21 protein-coding genes are annotated in these 21,018 nt (G+C 74.3%); 11 read left to right on the forward strand and 10 right to left on the reverse strand.

Features of this window, described 5'->3' with window-relative positions; genetic code table 11:
- The first annotated feature begins 55 nt into the window (after positions 1-55).
- From ACNAVT_RS13570 to ACNAVT_RS13580, 3 genes are read left to right on the forward strand one after another with little or no spacing between them, the layout of a single operon-like run.
- A complete protein-coding gene (locus ACNAVT_RS13570; protein WP_416296146.1) occupies positions 56-742 on the forward strand; it encodes a hypothetical protein in 687 nt (228 codons plus the stop codon).
- A gap of 24 nt (positions 743-766) precedes the next feature.
- A complete protein-coding gene (locus ACNAVT_RS13575) occupies positions 767-2,899 on the forward strand; it encodes a sensor histidine kinase (RefSeq protein WP_416296148.1) in 2,133 nt (710 codons plus the stop codon).
- Positions 2,896-3,549 carry a response regulator gene (locus ACNAVT_RS13580; protein WP_416296150.1) on the forward strand — a complete coding sequence of 218 codons (654 nt, stop codon included), beginning with the start codon at positions 2,896-2,898 and terminating at the stop codon, positions 3,547-3,549. The genes ACNAVT_RS13575 and ACNAVT_RS13580 overlap by 4 nt, the downstream gene beginning before the upstream one ends.
- Here ACNAVT_RS13580 and ACNAVT_RS13585 read toward each other — a convergent pair.
- Entirely contained in the window at positions 3,540-4,127 is a 588-nt protein-coding gene (locus ACNAVT_RS13585) for a TetR/AcrR family transcriptional regulator (RefSeq protein ID WP_416296152.1), read from the reverse strand. The genes ACNAVT_RS13580 and ACNAVT_RS13585 overlap by 10 nt on opposite strands.
- A 71-nt stretch (positions 4,128-4,198) precedes the next feature.
- Between ACNAVT_RS13585 and ACNAVT_RS13590 the strand changes: the two genes are divergently transcribed.
- Entirely contained in the window at positions 4,199-5,404 is a 1,206-nt protein-coding gene (locus tag ACNAVT_RS13590) for an FAD-dependent monooxygenase (protein ID WP_416296154.1), read from the forward strand.
- Positions 5,405-5,456: 52 nt separating this feature from the next.
- Here the strand turns inward: ACNAVT_RS13590 and ACNAVT_RS13595 are convergent, their stop codons facing one another.
- Positions 5,457-5,984 (reverse strand): SRPBCC family protein, encoded by a 528-nt coding sequence (locus tag ACNAVT_RS13595; RefSeq protein ID WP_416296156.1) that lies wholly within the window; start codon positions 5,982-5,984, stop codon positions 5,457-5,459.
- 2 nt (positions 5,985-5,986) lie between these two features.
- Positions 5,987-6,295 (reverse strand): ArsR/SmtB family transcription factor, encoded by a 309-nt coding sequence (locus ACNAVT_RS13600; protein ID WP_416296158.1) that lies wholly within the window; start codon positions 6,293-6,295, stop codon positions 5,987-5,989.
- 104 nt (positions 6,296-6,399) lie between these two features.
- On the opposite strand from ACNAVT_RS13600, the gene ACNAVT_RS13605 reads away from it, so the two are divergent.
- From ACNAVT_RS13605 to ACNAVT_RS13615, 3 genes are all read left to right on the forward strand, one after another.
- Complete coding sequence (locus ACNAVT_RS13605) at positions 6,400-7,329, forward strand: LLM class F420-dependent oxidoreductase (protein WP_416296160.1); 930 nt, start codon at positions 6,400-6,402, stop codon at positions 7,327-7,329.
- A 136-nt stretch (positions 7,330-7,465) separates the two neighbouring features.
- Positions 7,466-8,197, forward strand: a complete 732-nt coding sequence (locus tag ACNAVT_RS13610; RefSeq protein ID WP_416296162.1) for a hypothetical protein — start codon at positions 7,466-7,468, stop codon at positions 8,195-8,197.
- A gap of 2 nt (positions 8,198-8,199) precedes the next feature.
- Positions 8,200-9,426, forward strand: coding sequence for an FAD-binding protein (locus ACNAVT_RS13615; protein WP_416296455.1), 1,227 nt, complete (start codon positions 8,200-8,202; stop codon positions 9,424-9,426).
- Here the strand turns inward: ACNAVT_RS13615 and ACNAVT_RS13620 are convergent.
- Together ACNAVT_RS13620 and ACNAVT_RS13625 are read right to left on the reverse strand one after the other, a co-directional pair.
- Entirely contained in the window at positions 9,423-10,565 is a 1,143-nt protein-coding gene (locus ACNAVT_RS13620) for a site-2 protease family protein (protein ID WP_416296164.1), read from the reverse strand. The genes ACNAVT_RS13615 and ACNAVT_RS13620 overlap by 4 nt on opposite strands.
- A gap of 209 nt (positions 10,566-10,774) precedes the next feature.
- Positions 10,775-11,650, reverse strand: a complete 876-nt coding sequence (locus ACNAVT_RS13625) for an alpha/beta hydrolase (protein WP_416296165.1) — start codon at positions 11,648-11,650, stop codon at positions 10,775-10,777.
- A 171-nt stretch (positions 11,651-11,821) separates the two neighbouring features.
- On the opposite strand from ACNAVT_RS13625, the gene ACNAVT_RS13630 reads away from it, so the two are divergent.
- From ACNAVT_RS13630 to ACNAVT_RS13645, 4 genes are read left to right on the forward strand one after another with little or no spacing between them, the layout of a single operon-like run.
- Complete coding sequence (locus ACNAVT_RS13630) at positions 11,822-12,745, forward strand: ABC transporter ATP-binding protein (RefSeq protein WP_416296167.1); 924 nt, start codon at positions 11,822-11,824, stop codon at positions 12,743-12,745.
- A gap of 1 nt (position 12,746) precedes the next feature.
- Positions 12,747-13,553 carry an ABC transporter permease gene (locus ACNAVT_RS13635; protein ID WP_416296169.1) on the forward strand — a complete coding sequence of 269 codons (807 nt, stop codon included), beginning with the start codon at positions 12,747-12,749 and terminating at the stop codon, positions 13,551-13,553.
- 30 nt (positions 13,554-13,583) lie between these two features.
- On the forward strand, positions 13,584-14,708 hold the full coding sequence (locus ACNAVT_RS13640; protein WP_416296171.1) for a sensor histidine kinase: 1,125 nt from the start codon (positions 13,584-13,586) through the stop codon (positions 14,706-14,708).
- Between the two features lie 49 nt (positions 14,709-14,757).
- Entirely contained in the window at positions 14,758-15,381 is a 624-nt protein-coding gene (locus ACNAVT_RS13645; protein WP_416296173.1) for a response regulator, read from the forward strand.
- Positions 15,382-15,455: 74 nt separating this feature from the next.
- Here ACNAVT_RS13645 and serS read toward each other — a convergent pair whose 3' ends face one another.
- From serS to ACNAVT_RS13670, 5 genes are all read right to left on the reverse strand, one after another.
- Positions 15,456-16,742, reverse strand: a complete 1,287-nt coding sequence (serS, locus tag ACNAVT_RS13650; RefSeq protein ID WP_416296175.1) for a serine--tRNA ligase — start codon at positions 16,740-16,742, stop codon at positions 15,456-15,458.
- 252 nt (positions 16,743-16,994) lie between these two features.
- Positions 16,995-18,074, reverse strand: a complete 1,080-nt coding sequence (locus tag ACNAVT_RS13655; RefSeq protein ID WP_416296457.1) for a MerR family transcriptional regulator — start codon at positions 18,072-18,074, stop codon at positions 16,995-16,997.
- A gap of 47 nt (positions 18,075-18,121) precedes the next feature.
- A complete protein-coding gene (locus tag ACNAVT_RS13660; protein WP_416296177.1) occupies positions 18,122-19,303 on the reverse strand; it encodes a saccharopine dehydrogenase family protein in 1,182 nt (393 codons plus the stop codon).
- Positions 19,304-19,334: 31 nt separating this feature from the next.
- On the reverse strand, positions 19,335-20,486 hold the full coding sequence (locus ACNAVT_RS13665) for a zinc-dependent alcohol dehydrogenase (RefSeq protein ID WP_416296179.1): 1,152 nt from the start codon (positions 20,484-20,486) through the stop codon (positions 19,335-19,337).
- Entirely contained in the window at positions 20,483-20,920 is a 438-nt protein-coding gene (locus ACNAVT_RS13670) for a hypothetical protein (protein ID WP_416296458.1), read from the reverse strand. The genes ACNAVT_RS13665 and ACNAVT_RS13670 overlap by 4 nt, the downstream gene beginning before the upstream one ends.
- Positions 20,921-21,018: the final 98 nt, after the last annotated feature.

Consider the following 21,018-nt stretch of genomic DNA (forward strand, 5'->3'; position numbering starts at 1 on the left):
GACGGCGACGCTTCCGGTGCGGCGCTCCGCCGCGCCCCCGACCGGAGGAGGAACCATGACCAGCGCCACGCTCGACGGCACCGCCGTCTCGACCGTCACCGACCGTCCCCGCCGCGGCTGGGCGGTCGCCGGGGTCGTCGCCGGGCTCACCGGCGTCGCGCTCTTCCTGTTCAGTCCGCAGCTGGCCGAGGTGGACCGGTCGCTCCTCGCCGACAACGCCCGCTACGTGGCCGCGATGGACGGCCGCGAGGCGTACGTCTGGGTCTTCCAGATCCTGTCCGGGCTGGGCGCCGGCTGCCTGGCGGTCTTCGCGGCCGGGCTGCGGCGGCGGTTGGCCGCCCGCGAGCCGGCCGGTGGCCTGCTGCCCGACGTGGCAGCCGCCGGTCTGCTGCTCACCGCGGCGCTGCTGCTGGTCGGCGGTGGGGTCTCCACCGAGCTCTACTGGGACCTGCTGCACCTGTCCGAGACCGACGCCGACACGGTCGCGGCGCTGGCCACCGGCTACAACACCTTCCCGTGGGTCTGGGCGGGGGCCGGGCTCAGCGCCGGTGCGGTGGCTGTCGCCGGGCTGCGCCGCCGGTCGGTGAGCAGCTGGCTGGCGGCGTTCAGCCTGCTGATGGCCCTGCTGGTCGTGGCCACCCAGGTGGTGCCGCTGCAGTACCTCGCGCTGGCCCCGGCGGCGCTGTGGGCCACTGTCGCCGGACTGACATTCGCGCTGGAGCGCCGGGGGATCGGCAACTGATCCGGCGACTGCCAGGATCAAGCCATGCTTGCCGAGAGGACCGTGGTGGTGTCACCGGGCGGCGACCGTCGCCGTCCGGTCGCTGCCTGGCTGGTCGCCGTCGCCTGCGCACTCCTGTTCACCGGTACGACGATCTGCTGGGTCCTCGCCCAGCGGCCGTGGGGCCTGTCCCAGCTCTACTTCCTGGTCGACTTCACCGACTGCGCGGTCTACGGCACCGTCGCCTGGCTGGTGCTGCTGCGGCGCGGCCATCCGGTGGCCTGGCTGCTCGCCGCGACCGGGGTGGGCGGCGGGCTCTCCGCGCTGGGCGCGCAGTACGTTGACCTGCTCGCGGTGCGGCCCGGGCTGCCCGCTCCGGTGCTGCTCACCTCCGCCCGGAACTGGGCCTGGGTGCCGGGGATGCTCTCGCTCATCGTGGTGGTGCCCTGGCTGGTCCGGGAGGGGCGGATGGCCGTCCCGGCCCGGGTCGCCGTGGCCGCCGGCGCCCTGGTGACCGCCGGGATCGAGCTGTTCCACCTGACCTGGCCCGGCCAGCCGTTCGGCGCGCCGCTGCCGATCGACGTGCCCGGCTGGGCGGACGTCGTGGACACGGGGGATCTCCTGTTGTTCCGGGCGGTGCCGCTGCTCGGGCTGCTCGCCGCCGCCGGCGTGGTTCGCCGCTGGCGGACCAGGCCGCCCGCCGAGCGGATCGGGTTGGGCTGGTTGGCGGTCGGCACCGTGCTGCTCGCGGTCAGCTTCGCCCCGCTGGGCTTCCCGGCCGACTGGGCCCGGCATGTCCCGGACCGGCTCGCCCCGATCGCCATGCTCGCCTCCCAGGCGTTCTTCCCGGCGGCGGTGCTGGCCGTGGTGCTCCGGCAGCGGCTGTGGGGGATCGAGATCGCGGTCCGCCGGACCCTGGTCTGGTTCCTGCTCACCTTCCTGCTGGTCGCCGCGTACGTGGTCGGGGTGAGCGTGCTGGACGCCCTGCTGCCGTCGACTCCCGCCGTGCCCGGGGTGCTGGTCACCGCACTGGTGGCGGCGGGCGCGCAGCCGGCCCGGGCGCGGGTGCAGCGCGGGGTCGACCGGCTGATCCACGGCGAGGCCGTGGAGCCGCTCGGGGTGGTACGCGGCGTCGGGCACCGGATCAGCGCCTCCGCGGATCCGGCCGACGTGCTGACCGGGGTGGCGCAGAGCCTGACCGACCTGCTCCGCCTCGGCGCGTGCGCGATCGAGGTGGACGGTCCGGAGCCGTACGCCGCGCACGGCGCCTCCGCCGGGCCGGTCGGCGCGCCGCTGGTGCTGCCGTTGAGCCGGGGCGGGACCGAGTTCGGCCGGCTGGTCGCCTGGGCCCGGGCCGGGGAGCGGCTGGACGGGCGTACCCGGGCGGCGCTGCTCGACCTGGTGCCGGTGGTCGCCTCGGCGGCCAGCCTGGCCGCGACGAGCCGCGCCCTGGCGGGTTCGCGGGCCCGGCTGGCCGAGGCGCGCGAGGAGGAGCGGCGCAAGCTACGGCGTGACCTGCACGACGGGCTCGGACCGGCGCTGGCCGGGGTGGCGCTGGGTCTCCAGGCGGCCCGTAACCTGCTCACTGTGGATCCCGAGGCGGCCGGCCGGTTGCTGGACCGGTTGCGCGACGAGACCGACCAGCGGGTGGAACACGTCCGCGACCTGGCCCGCGGGCTGATGCCGCCGGTGCTCGGCGAGCGGGGTCTCGCCCCGGCGCTGCACGAGTTGGCCCAGCGGTACGAGGGGTCCGGGCTGGACGTCCGGGTGGTGGCCGCGCCGCTGGCGCTGCCCGAGCCGGTGGCGACCGCGATCTACGGCATCGTCTCCGAGGCGGTCCGCAACGTGCACCGGCACGCGGGTGCGGCGAGCTGCCGGGTGCGGGTCGACCGGGACGACACCGGGCTCACCGTCCGGGTCGAGGACGGGGGGCGAGGCGTGGCACCTGACGTGCCGGCCGGGATCGGGATGCGCTCCATGCGGGAACGGGCCGAGGGGATCGGCGGGGTCTGCGTCGTCGCGCCGGGGGAGGGCGGCGGCACCGCCGTCACCGTCCGGTTGCCGGCCGAGCGACTGTCGGCGTACGACGAGGCGGTGGCCGTGGCCGAGCCCGGATGCGGGCCGACGGCGGACGGCGCCGGTGCGGCGGCGGTACGGCCGGCGATGGTGGGGCCGTGACGACGGAGACGATCCGGGTGGCGGTGGTGGACGACCACCCGGTGTTCCGGCTCGGCATGACCGCCCTGCTCGCCTCGACGGTCGGGCTGGAGGTGGTCGGCGAGGCCGCCGACGCGGACGCGGCGCTGCGGGTCGCCGACCAGCACCGCCCGGACGTGATCATCATGGACCTGCACCTGGGCGGCCGGTCCGGGGTGGCGGCGACCCGGGAGATCGTCGCCCGGCACCCGGGCATCGGGGTGCTGGTAATGACCATGCTGGACGACGACGACTGGGTCTTCGCGGCGCTGCGTGCCGGAGCCCGCGGCTACCTGCTCAAGGGTGCGGCCCCGGCCGAGGTGGAGCGGGCCGTGCGGGCGGTCGCCAACGGCGAGGTGCTGCTCGGCCCGGTGATCGCGAGCCGGGCGGTGAGCTACCTGACCGGGTCGCGGGCCGCCGGGTCGGCGCCGTTCCCCGAGCTGACCGATCGGGAACGCGAGGTGCTGGACCTGGTCGCCCAGGGGTTGAGCAACGTGGTCATCGCCCGCCGGCTGACGCTGAGCCCGAAGACCGTCCGCAACCACCTGTCGAACGTGCTCGCCAAGCTCCAGGTGGCCGACCGTGGCCAGGCCATCGTGCGGGCGCGGGAGGCTGGTCTCGGTCAGCCCTGACCGGCGTGGAACTCGTCGGTGATCGTCCGCAGCGCCCGGGTCAGGTCCTTCGCCGACAGGGCCGCCTGCGGGTCGACCAGCCACTGGGACGCCAGGCCACCGAGCAGCGCCTGGTGGAAGGCGCCGAGCCTGAGCGCGGTCGGTTCGTCGACGGCCGGGTCGAGCCGGTGGAAGACCTCGGTGAGGCCGAGCCGGGCCTGACGGTTGGCGGCCGCGAACGCCTCCCGTAGCTCGGGCACGCGATCCATCTGCGAGATCAACTCGAACTGGATGGCCCAGAGCGGCCGTAGCCGGGCGAAGGACTCGATGATCCGTTCCCAGGCCGCCTCGAACCGCTCCTCCGGCGTGGCGTCCGGGCCGGCGTCGTCGGCGAGGGCGCGTCCCAGCTCTTCGCCCCACTCCGCCATCGCCTCGATGAGGGCCTCGTTGAGAAGGGCCTTCGTGGTCCGGAAGTGGTAGCCGATGGCGGCCAGGCTGGTGCCGGCGGCGGCGGCGACGTCCCGGGCCTTGGTGCCGGAGTAGCCCTTCTCCATCAGGCAGCGCTTGGCCCCGGCGAGCAGATCCTCGCGATTTCCCATGCGAACAGCGTAGCGGATTCCTCGCACAGACGTCTTGTACAAACGTCTCACACACTTGTACTGTCAGTGGCATGACCGATGTGCTGATCTCCGGCGCCGGCGTCGCCGGCCCTGCCCTCGCCTGGTGGCTGCGCCGCCACGGCTTCCGTCCGACCGTCGTCGAGCGGGCCCCGGCCGCCCGTGGCGGGGGCTACAAGGTGGACATTCGAGGTGCGGCCCTGACCGTGATCGAGCGGATGGGCCTGCGCGAGCAGGTGACCCGACACGACACCGGGATGCGACTGGCCCGCTTCGTGGACGCCGGTGGGGCGCAGTTGGCCACCATGGACGCCGCGCTCTTCGGCGGCCGGGAGGGCGACGACGTCGAGATCATGCGCGGCGACCTGGCCCGCATCCTGAACGACGCCACCGACGACGTGGAGCACATCTACGGCGACTCGATCGCCGCGCTGAACCAGTCCGCCGACGGAGTGGAGGTCGCCTTCGAACGGGGACCGAACCGCCGCTTCGACCTGGTGATCGGCGCCGACGGATTGCACTCGACGGTCCGGCGGCTGGCCTTCGGGCCCAGCTCGGACCACCTGCACCCGCTCGGGCACCACATCGCGATCTTCACGGTGCCGGCGGAGTACGGCGAGGATGCCGTCGAGCTGATGCATCCCGCCCCAGGGCGGACCGTCGGTGTCTACCGGACCGCCGGCGCGCCCGACGCCCGGGCGCTCTTCCTCTTCCCGTCGCCGGCCGAGGAGCCGGACCACCGGGACGTCGCCGCGCAGCGGGCGGCGCTGGCCCAGGCGTTCGCCGGGGCCGGCTGGCGGGTGCCGGAGCTGCTCATCGCGATGGCGGACGCGCCGGACTTCTACTTCGACGCGATGAGCCAGGTGCGGATGGACCGCTGGTCGACCGGGCGGATCGGGCTGGTCGGCGACGCCGGGTACGGGGCCTCGCCGGCATCCGGACAGGGCACCAGCCTGAGCCTGGTCGGGGCGTACGTGCTGGCCGCGTCGCTGGCCGAGGCCGGTGGCGATCCGGCCGCCGGGTTCGCCGCGTACGAGCGGCGGATGCGCCCGTTCGTGGCGGCCAACCAGCAGCTCGCCGAGCGCAACCTCAAGGGCATGGTGCTCGGTTCGGCCGCGCAGATCCGGTTCCAGACGTTGATGCTGCGGCTCATGCCGCGCATGCCCGGCCGGGAGCGGATGATCAGCAGGGTGACCGAGCCGATCCGCAAGGCCGCCGTCGCGATCACCCTGCCGGACGTCCCGGCCCCGGCGGGGTGAGCGCGGACGGGCGCGTGGGTGGGCGGCGACCGCACCCCCGCGCCCGTCCGGTTCAGGAGTCCAGCCGCTCGGCGTACGCGGTGCGCAGTTCCGCCCAGCCGAAGTTCAACGCGTCGGCGCCGCGGATCGGGCCGACCGGGTCGCCGTCGAGCAGGTGGTCGGCCACGTCGAGGCAGAGGTGCCAGCCGGCGGCCGTCATCGCGGCGACGTCGGCCTTGTCGATCCGGTGCCGCAGGGTCAGCCGGGTGCCGGAGTCCGCCGGGGCCAGCTCCCAGCGCAGCAGGTCGTCGCCCCAGGTGTATTCGAGCAGCGTGGGCCGCTCGGCGCGGAGCACGGTCGCCGGCGCGTCGAAGTGCCGGTCGCCGTCGAGGGTGCTGAGCGTGGCGTCGCCGGTCGTGCCGAGGTCGCGGCTGGTGAGGAAGGGTGCCCACTGGGCGAGCTGGTCCGGCTCGGTCAGGGCGGCCCACACCTTTTCCGGTGGGTGCCGCAGGTCCCGGACGAACACCAGGTCCCACCGGTCGCCGGCCGGTACGCGGGCGACCTCGGCGAGCGGGCCGGGCCGGAAGCTGTCGCGGTCCATGGTCACTCCTGACTGTCGAGATGGCGCTCCAGGGCGTCGAGGTGGTGCGTCCACATCCGCCGGTACGGCCCGAGCCAGTCGTCCACGGCCCGCAGCGGGCCCACGTCGAGCCGGTAGATCCGCTGCTGAGCTGCCGTGCGGCAGGTGACGAAACCGGCCTCGCGGAGCACCCGCAGGTGCTTGGAGACGGCCGGTTGGCTCATCCCCAGCGCGTCCACGAGGTCGCCGACGCTGCTCTCGGCCCGGCGCAGCCGGTCGAGGATGCGGCGTCGGGTGGGCTCGGCCAGGACGGCGAAGGCGTCAACGGACACGCTCCTAATATGCCTCTTCACTCATATGCCTGTCAAGGAAGGGAAGAAGGTGACTCCGCACCAGGTGCGGCACTGCGGCCCCGGCCGCTTCCTATGCTCGGGACATGGAACTGCGGATCTTCACCGAACCCCAGCAGGGCGCCAGCTACGACCAACTGCTCGCCGTGGCGCGCTGCGCGGAGGAGACGGGCTTCGGCGCGTTCTTCCGCTCCGACCACTACCTCAAGATGGGCTCGGTGAGCGGCGAGCCGGGACCGACCGACGCCTGGACCACCCTCGCCGGCCTGGCCCGGGACACCACCCGGATCCGACTCGGCACCCTGATGACCGCGGCCACCTTCCGGCTTCCCGGCCCGCTCGCGATCACCGTGGCCCAGGTCGACCAGATGAGCGGCGGCCGCGTCGAGCTGGGCATCGGCACCGGCTGGTTCGGCGAGGAGCACACCGCGTACGGCATCCCGTTCCCGCCGCTGGGGGAGCGCTTCGACCGGCTGGAGGAGCAGCTCGCCGTCATCACCGGCCTCTGGGAGACCCCGGTCGGCAGCACGTTCGACTTCCCCGGGAAGTACTACCCGGTCAGCGATTCGCCGGCACTGCCCAAGCCGGTGCAGCAGCCCCGCCCGCCGATCCTGCTCGGCGGCATGGGACCGAAGCGGACACCCCGGCTCGCCGCCCGGTACGCCGACGAGTTCAACCTGCCCTTCGCCTCGCTGGCGGACACGGCGGCCCAGTTCCAGCGGGTGCAGGACGCGTGCGCCGAGATCGGCCGGGACGTCTCCACCATGGTCTGGTCCAACGCCCTGGTGCTCTGCTGCGGGCGCGACGAGGCCGAGGTGGCCCGGCGCGCGGCCGCGATCGGCCGGGAGCCCGCCGAGCTGCGCGAGAACGGCCTCGCCGGCACACCCGCCGAGATCGTCGACAAGCTCGGCCGGTACGCAGGGACCGGCAGCAGCCGGGTCTACCTCCAGGTGCTCGACCTGACCGACCTGGACCACCTCGAGCTGGTGGCCGCCGAGGTCATGCGGCAGCTCTGACGCGCCCTTCGGCGCGGGGGCGGGGTAGCGGTAGCTGCTCATCGGCACCGGCTTCCCCGTCCCGGCCGGGCCAACCGTGGCTTGACACGAGGGCGGAAAATGCACCCGGACGACGCCATCGGATCGGGGGTACGAGATGGAACTGCACCGCAGCCGGGGGACGCTGCCGCTGGCCATCGTCTGCGTGCTGGGCGGGGTGATGGTGCTCGTCGCCGGCGAGGGCTGGGTGCTGCGCATGCTGGCCGCGCTGGGGATCGTCGTGATCGGCAGCGCGGCGCTGGTCGGCGCGGTGCGGCCGTTCCGCTTCGTGATCGGGCCGGAGGGGCTGAAGGTGCGCCGCCCGGGCCTGCGGGGGACGTACCGGTGGGAGCAGTTCGACTCGCTCGCCCTCGACGACGCGGCCAAGCTGGTCGGGGTGCCCGGGGCCGACCTGACGCCGAGCCTGCCGACCACCGTGCGGCACCCGGGCGACGGGCGTCCCGCCGTCGAACTGCTCGACCTCACCCAGGTACGCGAGAGCCCGGACGAGGTGGTGGCGGCGCTGACCCGGTTTTCCGGTGGCCGCTTCACCGACGCGCGTACCCCGCCGGCCAGCTGGCCTGCGGGGATGGAGATCGTGTTCACCACCAGCCTGCGCGGCTATGAAAAAAGGCAGGTGGACAGACTGATAGTCCGCGCCGAAAACGCGCTGGCCGCGGGTGGCCCGGCCGAGCGGCGGGCGGCCCGCGCGGAGATCGAGCAGGCCCGGGCCGCCGGCATCGAGCCCGCGCTGCGCGGGTACGACGTCGGTCAGGTCGACCGGGCGCTCGACGCGCTCTGCGCCGCCCTCACCGAGGAACCCACCATCGACCGGGAGACCACCGCGTGACCGTGACCGGCCACAACTGGGCGCGCAACATCAGGTACGCCGCCCGGACGCACCACCAGCCGTCCAACATGGACGAGCTGCGCCGGCTGGTGGCCGGCGCCGACCGGATCCGGGCGGTGGGCACCGGACACTCGTTCAACCGCCTCGGCGACACCATCGGCGACCTGGTCTCGGTGGCCGGGCTGCCGCCCGCCGTCGCGCTCGACCGCGACCGTGGCACGGTCACCGTCGCCGCCGGCCTGCGCTACGGCGACGTCGCCACCTGGCTGCACGCCCAGGGCTACGCGCTGGCCAACCTCGCCTCGCTGCCGCACATCTCGGTGGCCGGCGCGGTCGCCACCGCCACCCACGGGTCCGGCCAGACCCTCGGCAACCTGGCCACCGCCGTCGCCGCCCTGGAGCTGGTCACCGCCGACGGGGACCTGCTCACCGTGCACCGCACCGATCCGCGGTTCGCCGGGATGGTGGTCAGCCTCGGCGCGTTGGGCGTGGTCACAGGGGTCACCCTGGACGTGGTGCCCACCTTCGACGTGCGGCAGTACGTCCGGTTCGGCCTGCCCCGCGCCGCGCTCGACGCCGCCCTCGGCGCCGCGTACAGCGTCTCCGTCTTCACCGGCTGGCGATCGTCGCGGCTCGACCAGGTGTGGCTCAAGCAGCGGGCCGACCAGCCGCCACCCCCGGCGGACTGGCTGGGCACCGTCGCCGCCGACGCCTCGTGCCACCCGGTCCCCGGGATGCCTGCGGAAAACTGCACCGCCCAGCTCGGCGAGCCCGGGTCGTGGCACGAGCGGCTTCCGCACTTCCGGCTCGGCTTCACCCCCAGCAGCGGCGACGAACTCCAGTCGGAGTGGCACCTGCCCCGCGCGGCGGCCGTCGAGGCGCTCGCCGCGCTCGACCCCGCCGCCGAGCGGATCGCCGCCGTGCTCCAGGTCTGCGAACTGCGTACGGTCGCCGCCGACGGGCTGTGGCTCAGCCCGAACCACGACCGGGACAGCTTGGCGATCCACTTCACCTGGATCGGCGACCCGGCGGCGGTGACGCCGGTGCTGGCCGAGGTGGAGGACCGGCTGGCACCCTTCGCGCCACGCCCGCACTGGGGCAAGCTCTTCGCCCGCAATCCGGCCGCGACCTACCCCCGGTACGAGGACTTCCGCATCCTGCTGGGCGAGTTCGACCCGGCCGGGAAGTTCCGCACCGACGAGCTCGACCGGTACTTCCCCCGCGACTAGCGGCGCCCGGCGGCCATCTGCTCGCGCATGTTGCCGCGCTGGACCGCCCGGCTGATGTCGCTGGGCGAGACGATCCCGACCAGCCGCTGCTCGGTCACCACCAGCGCCCGGCCGTCGGAGCACTCGCTGAGCCGGGGCAGCAGGTCGGTGAGCTGCTCGTCCGGTTTGGCGAGCACCAGGTCGTCGGCCCGGCAGGACACCTCGGCCAGCGTGGTGGTGGCACGCTGGTCGGCCGGGATGCCGCGTACCCGGTCGAGGGTGACCAGGCCGACCGGACGTCCGTCCTCGGCCAGCGGCAGCGCCGTGTGCCGGTACGCGAACAGGTAGTGGTCCACGAAGTCGGCGACGGTCATCTCCCCGGAGACCGTCTGCGGTTGCGGGGTCATCACGTCGGCGACGCGTACCCCGTGCAGCGCGGTGCCCATCCGGGCCTGGCGCTCCTCCGCGCCGGCGGCCCCGATCAGGAACCAGCCGATCAAGGCCAGCCACAGCCCGCCCACTCCGGCGCCCCGGAAGAACTGAAAGATCCCGACGGCGATCAGCACGATGCCGAGTCCCCAGCCGGCACGCGCGGCCACCACAGCCGCCTTCGTGCGGTCGCCGGTGGCCCGCCACACCAGCGCGCGCAGCAGCCGCCCGCCGTCGAGCGGGGCGGCCGGCAGCACGTTGAAGATCGCCAGCAGGACGTTGATGCCGGCCAGCCAGGACAGCGCGCCGAGCAGCAGGCCGCGCCCGCCGGCGAGGCCGATCAGCGCCGCGATCACGCCGAAGAAGATCCCGATCAGCAGGCTCACCAACGGCCCGACCCCGGCGATCCGCAGCTCGGCGGCCGGATCCTTCGCCTCGCCCTTCAGCTTGGACACCCCGCCGAAGAGCCAGAGCGTGATGTCCTCGACCTCGATCCCGTTGCGCTTGGCCACGACGGAGTGGGCCAACTCGTGGGCGAGGAGGCCGCCGAAGAACACCACGGCCGCAGCCAGGCCCGCCACCACGTACGCGAAAGTTGATTGGCCGGGATAGGAGCGTGGGAACAGACTGGCCGACAGCGCCCAGGCGATCAGCGCGAAGATGACCAGGACGCTCCAGTTCACCCCGACCGGTACGCCCAGGATCCGGCCAAGTCGGAAGCTCGCCCTCATGGCTCGGTGATACCCCGCAAAGCCGCACCCATGCCTGGTCGACGCCAATCGGCGGCGCCGTGTCGGCATCGCGCCTCATCGAGGCGCTGACGCTGGAGTTCCTGTGGTGGAGGTTGGCTGGACAGCCGCAGCAGGCGCCGCCAGGCCCGGTCTCGCCCGTATCCGGCGACACGCTGTGGGGCTGATGGCGCAAACGATTCAGGGGTCGGCTAGCGCCGGGGCCGGGTCGCCCCTCGCCGCCCACCGGGGGCCTCGCTGACGACGGTCGGCGAGAACTGGTTGGCCGCCTCGACCGCCCACTCCAGCGCGAAGTCGGCCTCCTCCTCCCAGCCCGGCTCGCCGCCGACGAAGTGGGAGCGGTGGGGGTTGCAGCGGTATCCGGTGATCGCGGTGGAGCCCCGGTAGAGGCTGGCGTTGGCGGAGACCACCCTCGGCGGCACCACGTGGTCGGCGCCCCCGGCCGTCAGCAGCAGCGGTGCGCGGTCGTCCCGCTTCTTGTTGACCTCGGTGGCCGCGTCCGGGTCCAGGTTGGCGAACGCCGCCTCGAACAGGACGTGGCCGGCGCCGGGTACGGCGTACCGCTCCCAGGCCGCGTCGGACTCCTGCGGGCTCAGCGTGTTGCCGAACGCGTACCGGAAGTCCTCGGCGGTGAACGGCACCGCGCGGTGCCGGTTGGCCGGGCTGCGCAGGATGGAGAACCCGGAACGCAGCGTGCTGAGCGGCAGCCGCAGCACTCCCTTGACCGGGGCGGGGTGGAGGCCGACCCCGGCGGCGCCGAACCCCCGGTCGAGCAGCAGCTGCGTGACCAGGCCGCCGAACGAGTGGCCCATGATGATGGGCGGTCGGGGCTGGTCCCGGATGATCCGGGCGTAGTGCTCGGTGATGTCGGCGATCCGCTGCCCGGCGATCGGGGTGGGGTCGGCCCGCAGCTCCTCGACCTCGGCGTCCATGTCGGGCCAGGCCGGTGTGAGCACCTTGAAGCCGCGTGACGCGTACCGGTCGGCCCAGTGCTCCCAGCTGCGCGAGGTCATCCAGAGCCCGTGGATCAGCACGATCGTGTCGACTCGTCCCGTCGGTGCGCCCATGACCTGACCTCCCGAAGTCGCGGTATGCGTAGCTCGCGCTTACCCGGTCACTCCGCGAACAACCGTGGCGGTTCGGCTCGTGGGTGCCCAGCGGCCCCCTGACAAATGTCATGGCTGGAAGATGACGCACGCTCCGGGGACCGGAGCGGCGGTCCCCGGAACATCGTTGTCATGACCGACACCGCACCGGCCGTCGAGTTGGCCGGACTCACCAAGACCTTCGGCCCGGTGACCGCCGTCGACGGGCTCAGCCTCCGCATCCAGCCGGGCGAGGTGGTGGCCTTCCTCGGCCCCAACGGTGCCGGCAAGACCACCACCGTGGACATGCTGCTCGGACTGGCGCGCCCGGACGCCGGCACCGTCCGGCTCTTCGGCGGCGACCCGGCCGAGGCCGTGCGGCTCGGCCGGGTCGCCGCCGTGATGCAGACCGGTGGCCTGCTCAAGGACCTCACCGTCGCCGAGACGGTACGCATGACCGCGCACTTCCACGCGCACAGTCGACCGGTGGCCGAGGTGCTGGAGCGGGCCGGGATCGCCGACCTCGCCGACCGCCCCGTGGGCAAGTGCTCCGGCGGCCAGCAGCAGCGGCTGCGTTTCGCCCTGGCGCTGCTGCCGGACCCGGACCTGATGGTGCTCGACGAGCCCACCACCGGCATGGACGTCGAGGGGCGGCGGGACTTCTGGCAGGCGATCCGGGCCGACGCCCGGGCCGGCCGGACCGTCATCTTCGCCACCCACTACCTGGACGAGGCCGACGCGTACGCGGACCGGATCGTGCTGGTCCGGCAGGGCCGGATCATCGCCGACGGCACTACCGCCGAGATCAAGAACCTGGCCGCCGGCCGGATCGTCCGAGCCACCCTCCCGGGCGCCGACCAGGCCGCCCTCGCCGCGCTGCCCGGCGTACAGACGGTCGAGGTACGCGGCGACGTGGTGCTGGTGCGGACCGACGACTCGGACTCGGTCGCCCGGCACCTGCTCACCCGCACCGCCGCCCGGGACGTCGAGATCACCTCCCGCAACCTCGAGGACGCCTTCCTCGCCCTCACCACCGACAGCCTGACCGCCGACCTCGCGCAGCCCATCGGAGCCTGAGATGACCGTCGCCGCCTCGTCCGCCACCACCTCGCCGAACCGCGCCGTCGACCGCCGTCCACCCGCCCTCGGCGGCTTCTCTATTGCCGTGCTCGCCATCGAGATCCGCCGCGTGCTGCGCAACCGCCGCACGCTGATCTTCACGTTGATCATGCCGGCGGTCTTCTTCCTGCTGTTCGGGCTGCCGCAGCGCGGCGAGGAGCTGCCCAACGGTCGTCCGGTCACCGGCTGGATCATGATCAGCCTCGCCGTGTACGCGGCCATGGTCGCCACCACCAGCGCGGGAGCGGCGGTCGCCACCGAGCGGGCGCTGGGCTGGAGTCGACAGCTCCGGCTCACTCCGCTGCGCCCGGCCGCGTACGTGGCGACGAAGGTGGCCACCGCGATGGTGCTCGGGCTGGTCGGCGTGCTGGTCGAGTTCGCGGTCGGCGCCGCCGCCGGCGTACGCCTGCCGGCCGACGTGTGGCTGCTCGCCGGCCTGGCCGCCTGGATCGGGTCGCTGGTCTTCGCCGCCTTCGGGCTCTTTGTCGGCTACCTCGCCCCGGCCGAGAACGTCATGCAGTTCATGGGCCCGATCCTGGCCATCCTGGCCATGTTCGGTGGGCTCTTCGTGCCGCTGGAGATGCTGCCGCACGCCTTCCAGGAGATCGCCAAGTTCACCCCGGTGTACGGCGTCGGCCAACTCGCCCGGGCACCGCTGACCGGCGACGGACTGGACTGGGCCTCGGTGGGCAACCTCGTCGCCTGGACGGCGGTGTTCGGCCTCGGCGCGGCCCGGCTGTTCCGCCGTGACACCAGCCGCGTCTGACCCGCGACGGCGGAGGCTAGCGTGTTCCTCGTGAACCTGCCGTCGGAGCGCAGCCAGCCGAGGACCCACTGGCGGGTCACCGGCTGGCTGCTTGCCGCGGTCTGGCTCTTCTTCCTCAACATCCCGCTGCTCACCGCCCTGCACCAGCCCGAACTCTGGCGGCGGGTGGTGGGCGCGTCCACCCTGGTCGCCTTCGGCGTCTGCTACGTGTGCATCTTCCAGTGGGCGCGGACCCGCCGGCAGGCGCATCTGGGCGTCCCCCGCGGCCGGGCCTGGGCGGCCCTCGCGCTGCTGCTCGGCCTCGGGCTCGCCGGTATTCCCGGCACGGACGGAGACTGGCTCACCACGCTCGTCTTCGTCGCGGCGGCGGCGGTGTTCCTGCTGCCGACGCGCGAGGCGGTGGTGGTGGTCTTCCTCGCCGCGCTGGCTCCGCCGGTCACCGCAGCCCTGGTGCCCGGCTGGGAGGCCGAGGGCACCGTGGTCTTCGCGGTGCTGCTCGCCTCGTTTGCCATGTTCGGGGTGAGCCGGCTGGCCCAGCGCAACGCCGAGCTCCAGGCCGCCCAGCAGGAGATCCGCCGGCTCGCGGTGGCCGAGGAACGCGCCCGCACCGCCCGGGACCTGCACGACATCCTCGGCCACTCGCTGACCGTGGTGGCGGTCAAGGCCGAGCTGGCCGGCCGGCTGCTGGAGCTGGACCCGGCCCGGGCGGCCACCGAGATCGCCGACGTGGAGCGGCTGGCCCGGCTGGCCCTCGCCGACGTGCGGGGCACCGTCGGGGCGTACCGGGGGGTGCGCCTCGCGGCGGAGCTGGCCGGCGCCCGCTCGGCGCTGGCCGCCGCGGGCATCGCCGCCGAGCTGCCGGAGGCGGTGCCGCAGCTCCCGGCGGACCGGGACGAGCTGTTCGGCTGGACGGTGCGTGAGGGGGTGACCAACGTGGTCCGGCACAGCGGCGCGCGGCGGTGCGAGATCCGGGTCAACGGGTCGGCCGTGGAGGTCCGCGACAATGGCCGGGGGCCGCTCGGCGAGTCCGGCGCGGGCCACGGCCTGGTCGGGCTGCGCGAGCGGGCGCGCCGGCTGGACGCCACGGTCACCGTCGGCCGCCAGCCCGACGGCCGCGGCTTCCTGCTGCGGGTCGCCCTGCCGGCCGGGTCCTGATGGGTGCCGGGGAGCGGGCCGACCGGCCCCGGGGACGGAGGACACGCGGATGACGGAGCCGATCAAGCTGCTGCTCGCCGACGACCAGGCGCTGGTCCGCGGCGCGCTGGCCGCGCTGCTGTCGCTGGAGCCGGACCTGGCGGTCGTCGCCGAGGTGGGCCGGGGGGACGAGGTGGTCCCCGAGGCCCGGCGGACCCGGCCCGACGTGGCCCTGCTGGACGTGGAGATGCCCGGCCTGGACGGGATCGCCGCGGCCGCCGCGCTGCGGGTGGCGGTGCCCGGGTGCCGGGTGCTGGTGGTGACCACCTTCGGTCGCCCCGGCTACCTACGCCGGGCGATGGAGGCGGGTGCCGGAGGCTTCGTCGTCAAGGACACTCCGGCCCGGCAGCTCGCCGACGCGGTACGCCGGGTGCACGCCGGACTGCGGGTGGTCGACCCGAGCCTGGCCGCGGAGACCCTGGCCACCGGGGCGAGCCCGCTGACCGAGCGGGAGACCGAGGTGCTGCGGACCGCCCGGTCCGGCGGCACGGTGGCGGACCTGGCGGCGACCCTGCACCTTTCCGAAGGGACGGTCCGCAACCACCTCTCCTCGGCGATCGGCAAGACGGGGGCCCGCAACCGGGCCGACGCGGTCCGCGTCGCCGAGGAGAACGGCTGGCTGCTCGGGGATTGAACCGGCGCGAAGCAGGCCGGTGGACACGACGAGGCGGGGGTCGGGTTACCCAACCCCCGCCGATGTCGGACGGGTCAGTGGACGGGGGTGAGGCGGTCGGTGCCGAGCTTGTCGCGGAGCACCTCCGGCACCAGCACCGAGCCGTCGGGCTGCTGGAACTGCTCCAGGATGGCCGGGAAGAGCCGGCTGGTGGCCAGTGCCGAACCGTTGAGCGTGTGCACGAACCGGGTCTGCTTGCCGCCCGGCTCCCGGTAGCGGATGGCCGCCCGGCGGGCCTGGTAGTCGCCGGCCCAGGAAACCGACGAGACCTCCTTGTACTTGCCGGTGCTCGGCATCCAGACCTCGATGTCGAGGGTCTTCTTCATCGAGGCGCTGGCGTCGCCGGCCGCGAGCAGGCTGGTCTGGTAGTGCAGGCCGAGCCCCTCGACCAGGCGCTCCACGTGGGCGACCATCTCCACCAGCGCGGCGTCCGCCTGCTCGGGCAGGGTGAACTGGAAGATCTCCACCTTGTTGAACTGGTGGCCGCGGACCGTGCCGCGCTCGTCCGAGTGCGAGCCGGCGGCCTCCCGCCGGTAGCACGGGGTGTAGGCGAACGCCTTCAGCGGCAGCTTCGCGGTCTCCAGGATCTCGTCCTGGAACGCCCCGAGGATCGCCGTCTCCGCGGTCGGCAGCAGGAACTGGCCGCGCGGGGCGGACTGCCGGTCCAGGTGGTAGACGTCGTCGTAGAACTTGGGGAACTGACCGGCGGCGAAGCCGGCGCTGTCCAGCAGCAGGTGCGGCGGCAGCAGGAACTCGTACCCGGCCTGGATGTCCTGCTCGATCAGCCAGTTGAGGAGCGCCCACTCCAGCCGGGCGCCCATGCCGGTGTACATCCAGAAGCCGGAGCCGCCCAGCTTCACACCGCGCTCGTGGTCGACCAGGCCCAGCGCGCGGGACAGCTCGACGTGGTCCCGGACCTTCTCGATCACCGGCGGCTCGCCGAAGGTCCTGACGACCTGGTTGGCCTCCTTGCCGCCGGGAACGACGTCGTCGGCGGGCAGGTTGGGCAGCTCGCTCATGGCGGTGCGCAGCCGGGACTGCACCTCGTCCAGCTGGGACTCCAGGTCGGCGAGCTGCTTGCGCTCAGCCTCCGGAGCGACCGGCTCCGGGGCGACGCCGGAGCGCTTCGCCTGCGCGTACGCCCGCGCCTCCGCCTTGCGGCGCTGCCGCTCGGCGTCGATCTCACTGATCAGGGCGCGGCGCTCCTGGTCGAGTCGCTGGATCTCGTCCAGCGCCCGGTTGACCTCGGCGGGATCCAGACGCTTCGCCAGCGCGGTCGCCACCGCCTCGCGATCCTTCCGGATCAAGTCCATGTCGAGCATGCTGCTCCGTACGCCTCCGTCCAGGCAGTCAGGTGGGACCTCCAGATGCTACCGTCGCGGCCCCGTCGGCCCGGTCCGGCCCGGCCCGGACGCACCCCTCCCGCCCCTTTGCTCTGCAGCCACGGACGCAGCGGCAACGCTGCGTGCCTGCTGCGCCGATGGCTGCAGAGCAAAGGCGGGTGCGGGGAGATCTGCCGGCGGGTGGGTGATCGCGGAGAGTGACCGGCGCTCGTGCCTCTGGTGGCGGACAGGTCAGAGCCGGACCGGCATGAGGATGGAGAACACGTCCGTGTCGTCCGGCCGGCGGATGGCCAGCGGGGCGATCGGGCCGTCCAGCTCCAGCACGAGCTGGCCGCCGCCCCCCGCGTCCAGGGCCTCCAGCAGGTACTCCCGGTTCACCCCGACCCGCACCGCGTCCGCCGCCGCGGCCTCGTCCGGCCCGACCAGGCGCAGCCCGCCCCGGTCGTCCAGGTGGAGCACGGCCACCTCGGCGGGTACCCCGGCGTAGTCGCGGACCAGCACCGGTGCGTCGTGGGCGGCGAGCGCGGCGCGCAGCGGGATCACGTCCACCGGGATCCGGTACGCGGGCGCGCCGGCGACGTGGCCGTGCAGCAGCCGGCGGTAGTCCGGGAAGTCGTACGGCGGCATGGTGGCGGCCACCGTACGGCCGGCGACCGAGACCTCGACCCGGCACGGGGCGACGGTCAGGTGCGCCTCCGAGGTGATCCCCTCGCCGGTGTCCAGCAGCGCGCGCAGCTCGTCGATCGCGTCCGTCGGCAGCAGCGCGCGGACCTCCGGGCCGTCGACCTTCCCGCCCACGCGGGCCACCGCCAGCCGGTGCCGGTCGGTCGCGACCAGCCGTACGCCGTCCGGCTCGACCTCCAGCAGCACGCCGGCCAGCGCCGGCAGCTCCGGATCGGTGCCGACGGCGAACCGGACGGCATCGACGGCGGCGGCCAGGTCGGCGCGGCGCAGCACGAGACGAGCGATCATGGTGATCTCCTCCGGAGCGAGCAGGGTACGGATCCGGGAGAGCTCACGGCGGGCGTCGGCGAGCCCGTCCTCCAGCCGACGCAGGTGCGCGTCCAGCAGCCGGTGGACCAGCGCCGGCTCGTGTCGGTACGCCAGCGCCTCGGCGATCCCGGCCAACGGCATCCCGACCCGGCGCAGCCCGGCCACCAGCCGGGCCGGCGCGATCTGGTCGTCGGAGTACCAGCGGTAGCCGGTGGCCGGGTCGACCAGCGCCGGGACGAGCACGCCGGAGCGGTCGTAGAACCGCAGCGCGCTCACCGTCAGGCCGCTGGCCCGCGCCAGCTCGCCGATGCTGCGCAGTTCGCTCTCCACGACGCCGGATCCTGGGCCCTCAACCCGGTCGAGGGTCAAGCCGCACGCTCCAGCACCCGGAAGGTGAGGCCGGCACGGGTGAGCCGGTCCAGCAGGGCATCGCCCATCGCGGTCACCGTCGTCACCTGCCCGGCGGTGGGCGGCAGATCGTCGAAGGCCAGGCAGAGGGCCGACTCGGCGAGCATCTTGGCGGTCTCGTCGTACCCGGGGTCGCCGCCGGCCACCTCGGTGAGCACGCGCCGGCCACCGGCGGTGCCGACGAACCGGACCCGGAACCAGGACTTCGCCCGCTGCTCGGCGCTCGGCCCCTGCCCGGAGGAGAGCCGGCCGAGCAGCCAGCGCCGGGTCGGCGGCAGCTTCACCAGCCCGACCAGGCCGGCCAGGCCCACCCCGGCGGCCAGGATGGTCGGCAGCCGCTTCACCGCGGCGAAGTGGCGGTAGCGGAAGTCCGGGCCGTACTCGGGGCGGGCCGCCGCCGAGCGGCGGACGATCTGCGGGTCGATGGTGGGCAGCGGCACCGCCCAGGTGCCGAGCTCCCTCGCCCGGCCGATCTTCCCGGGTACGGCGCGGACCCGGCGGCCCTCCGGCCGGGGTTCGACGGCCTTGCGGGCCTGCGCCGCGCGGTTCGTCTCCCCGGTGCGGGAGAACGCGGTGAGCGCCGAGTGGTACGTGCCGGCGGAGAACCGCCCGCCGGCCCGGACGTAACCGTCCACGGTGACCGGCCCGGCCGACGGGAGCTGCTTGACCGTGAACCAGACGCCCAGGTCGTGCGGGATCGAGTCGAAGCCGCAGGCGTGCACCAGCCGCGCGCCGGTACGCGCCGCCTCCGCGTGGTGCCGCACGTACATCAGGTCGACGAACTCCGGTTCACCGGTGATGTCGACATAGTCGGTGCCGGCGGCGGCACAGGCCGCGACCACCGGCTCCCCATGGTGGATGTACGGCCCGACGGTGGTGGCCACCACCCGGGCGCGCTCCGCGACGGCGCGCAGCGCCGCCGAGTCGGTGACGTCGGCGGTCAGCAGCGGCAGCTCGGCCAGCGCCGGGTCGATCCCGGCGAGCCGCTCCCGCACCGCGGCCAGTTTGCCCGGGTTCCGCCCCGCCAGCGCCCAGCGCAGCCCGTGCGGCGCGTGCCGGGCCAGGTACTCCGCGGTCAGGCCGCCGGTGAACCCGGTGGCGCCGAGCAGGACGAGGTCGTACGGGCGGTCGTCGCGCATGCGCCGAGTGTGCCATCCGCGCGGGCGTGGTTCACGGCGAGAAGACCGCCCGTACGCAGCCGTCGGCCCGGTCGCGGAACAGCGCGTAGCCGTCCGGGCCCTGCTCCAGCGGCAGCCGGTGGGTGGCCAGGTGCTCGGTCCGTAGCTGATCGCGGGCCATCCGGTCCAGCAGCATCGGGATCCAGCGCTGCCCGTGCTGCCGGGCACTACGCACGGTCAGCCCCTTGTGCATCACCGCGCCCATCGGGAACGCGTCGACGAACCCGGTCCAGGTGCCGAGCACCACCACCGTGCCGCCCTTGCGGCAGGCGTGCACCGCCTCGCGCAGCGCCAGCGGCCGGTCCGCGTCGCCGCCGCGCCGGCCGGCCAGCAGGCCTGGCCGCTCGGCCGCCATGCCGACCGCCTCCACGCACACGTCCGGTCCCCGGCCGCCGGTGCGCTCCCGCAACTCGGCGGGGACGTCCACGTACCGGTAGTTCAGCGGTTCCGCGCCGAAGTGCCGTTCGGCCATCCGTAACCGGTCGTCGTGGGCGTCGACGACGATCACCCGGTCCGCGCCGCGTAGCAGAGCGGCCCCGGCGGTGAGCTGGCCGATCGCGCCCGCGCCCCAGACCGCCACCACGTCACCCGGGGCGACCTCGCCCAACTCGGCGCCCATCCAGCCGGTCGGCGCGGCGTCCGAGGCGAACACCGCCCGGTCGTCGCTGACCTCCTCCGGCACGGTGAAGGCGCCGACGTCGGCGTACGGCACCCGCACGTACTCGGCGTGGCTGCCGGCGAAGCCCCCCAGCGGGGCGGGGTGGCCGAAGCAGCCGCCGGTGGGCTGGCCCCACGCCGACTCGCTGGCCGCCGCGCCGGTGGTGCCGTTGTCGCAGCAGGAGAAGAGGCCCTGACGGCAGAACCAGCAGGCCCCGCAGGCGACCCCCGCGCAGACCACCACCCGGTCGGCGACCCGGTGCCGGCGTACCTCCGGCCCGATCTCGACCACCTCGCCGAGGAACTCGTGCCCGAGCACGTCCCCGGCGGCCAGGTACGGCAGCCGGCCGGCCAGCAACGGCAGGTCCGCCCCGCAGGTGGCGCTCCGGCGGACCCGGACGATCATGTCCTGGGCGTTGCGCAGCTCCGGGTCGGGGACCTGGCGTACCGCCAGCGTGTCGGCGCCCTCCCAGCACAGCGCCCTCATCCGGCCACCCCCGGACGGTCCAGCCGGGACCGGTCCGCCCGGAGCACCTCCCCGGTCTCCGCCAGCTGCTTGGCCTCCCGCAACACCTGCCGCAGGAACCGGCCGGGATCGTCGCCGACCAGGTGGGCGGCCAGGCCGGGCAGCTCCGGCTCGCCGCCGCGCGGGCGGACGGCCAGCTCGGTGCCGCGCCCGCCGGGCGCCGGTCCGGCCTCCACCTCCACCGCGCCGTCGAGCCGCCGCAGCGGCTCCGGCCACCGGCCGCCCGGCAGCACCTCCTCGGGCCGGCCCGCCACGGTCACCACCTGCCAGCGTCCGGGCCGGGGATCGGCTCCGGTCGCGCGCGGCCAGCGCTCCCGGCGGCGCACGAGCACCCGCGCGGCGCTCACCCCGGTCGCCACCGCGAGGGCGATCCCGCCGCCGGCCAGCCGTCCCATCCGTGCCACCTGCCCCTCCCGTCGGCTCGGGCGGGCGGCGGCCACGCGCAGCCAGCCGCCCGCGAGCCTCCAGCGTGCGACCGCGCCGGGTGAAGCGG

The organism is Micromonospora sp. SL4-19 (assembly GCF_047921475.1).
In the GTDB taxonomy this organism is placed as follows: domain Bacteria; phylum Actinomycetota; class Actinomycetes; order Mycobacteriales; family Micromonosporaceae; genus Micromonospora.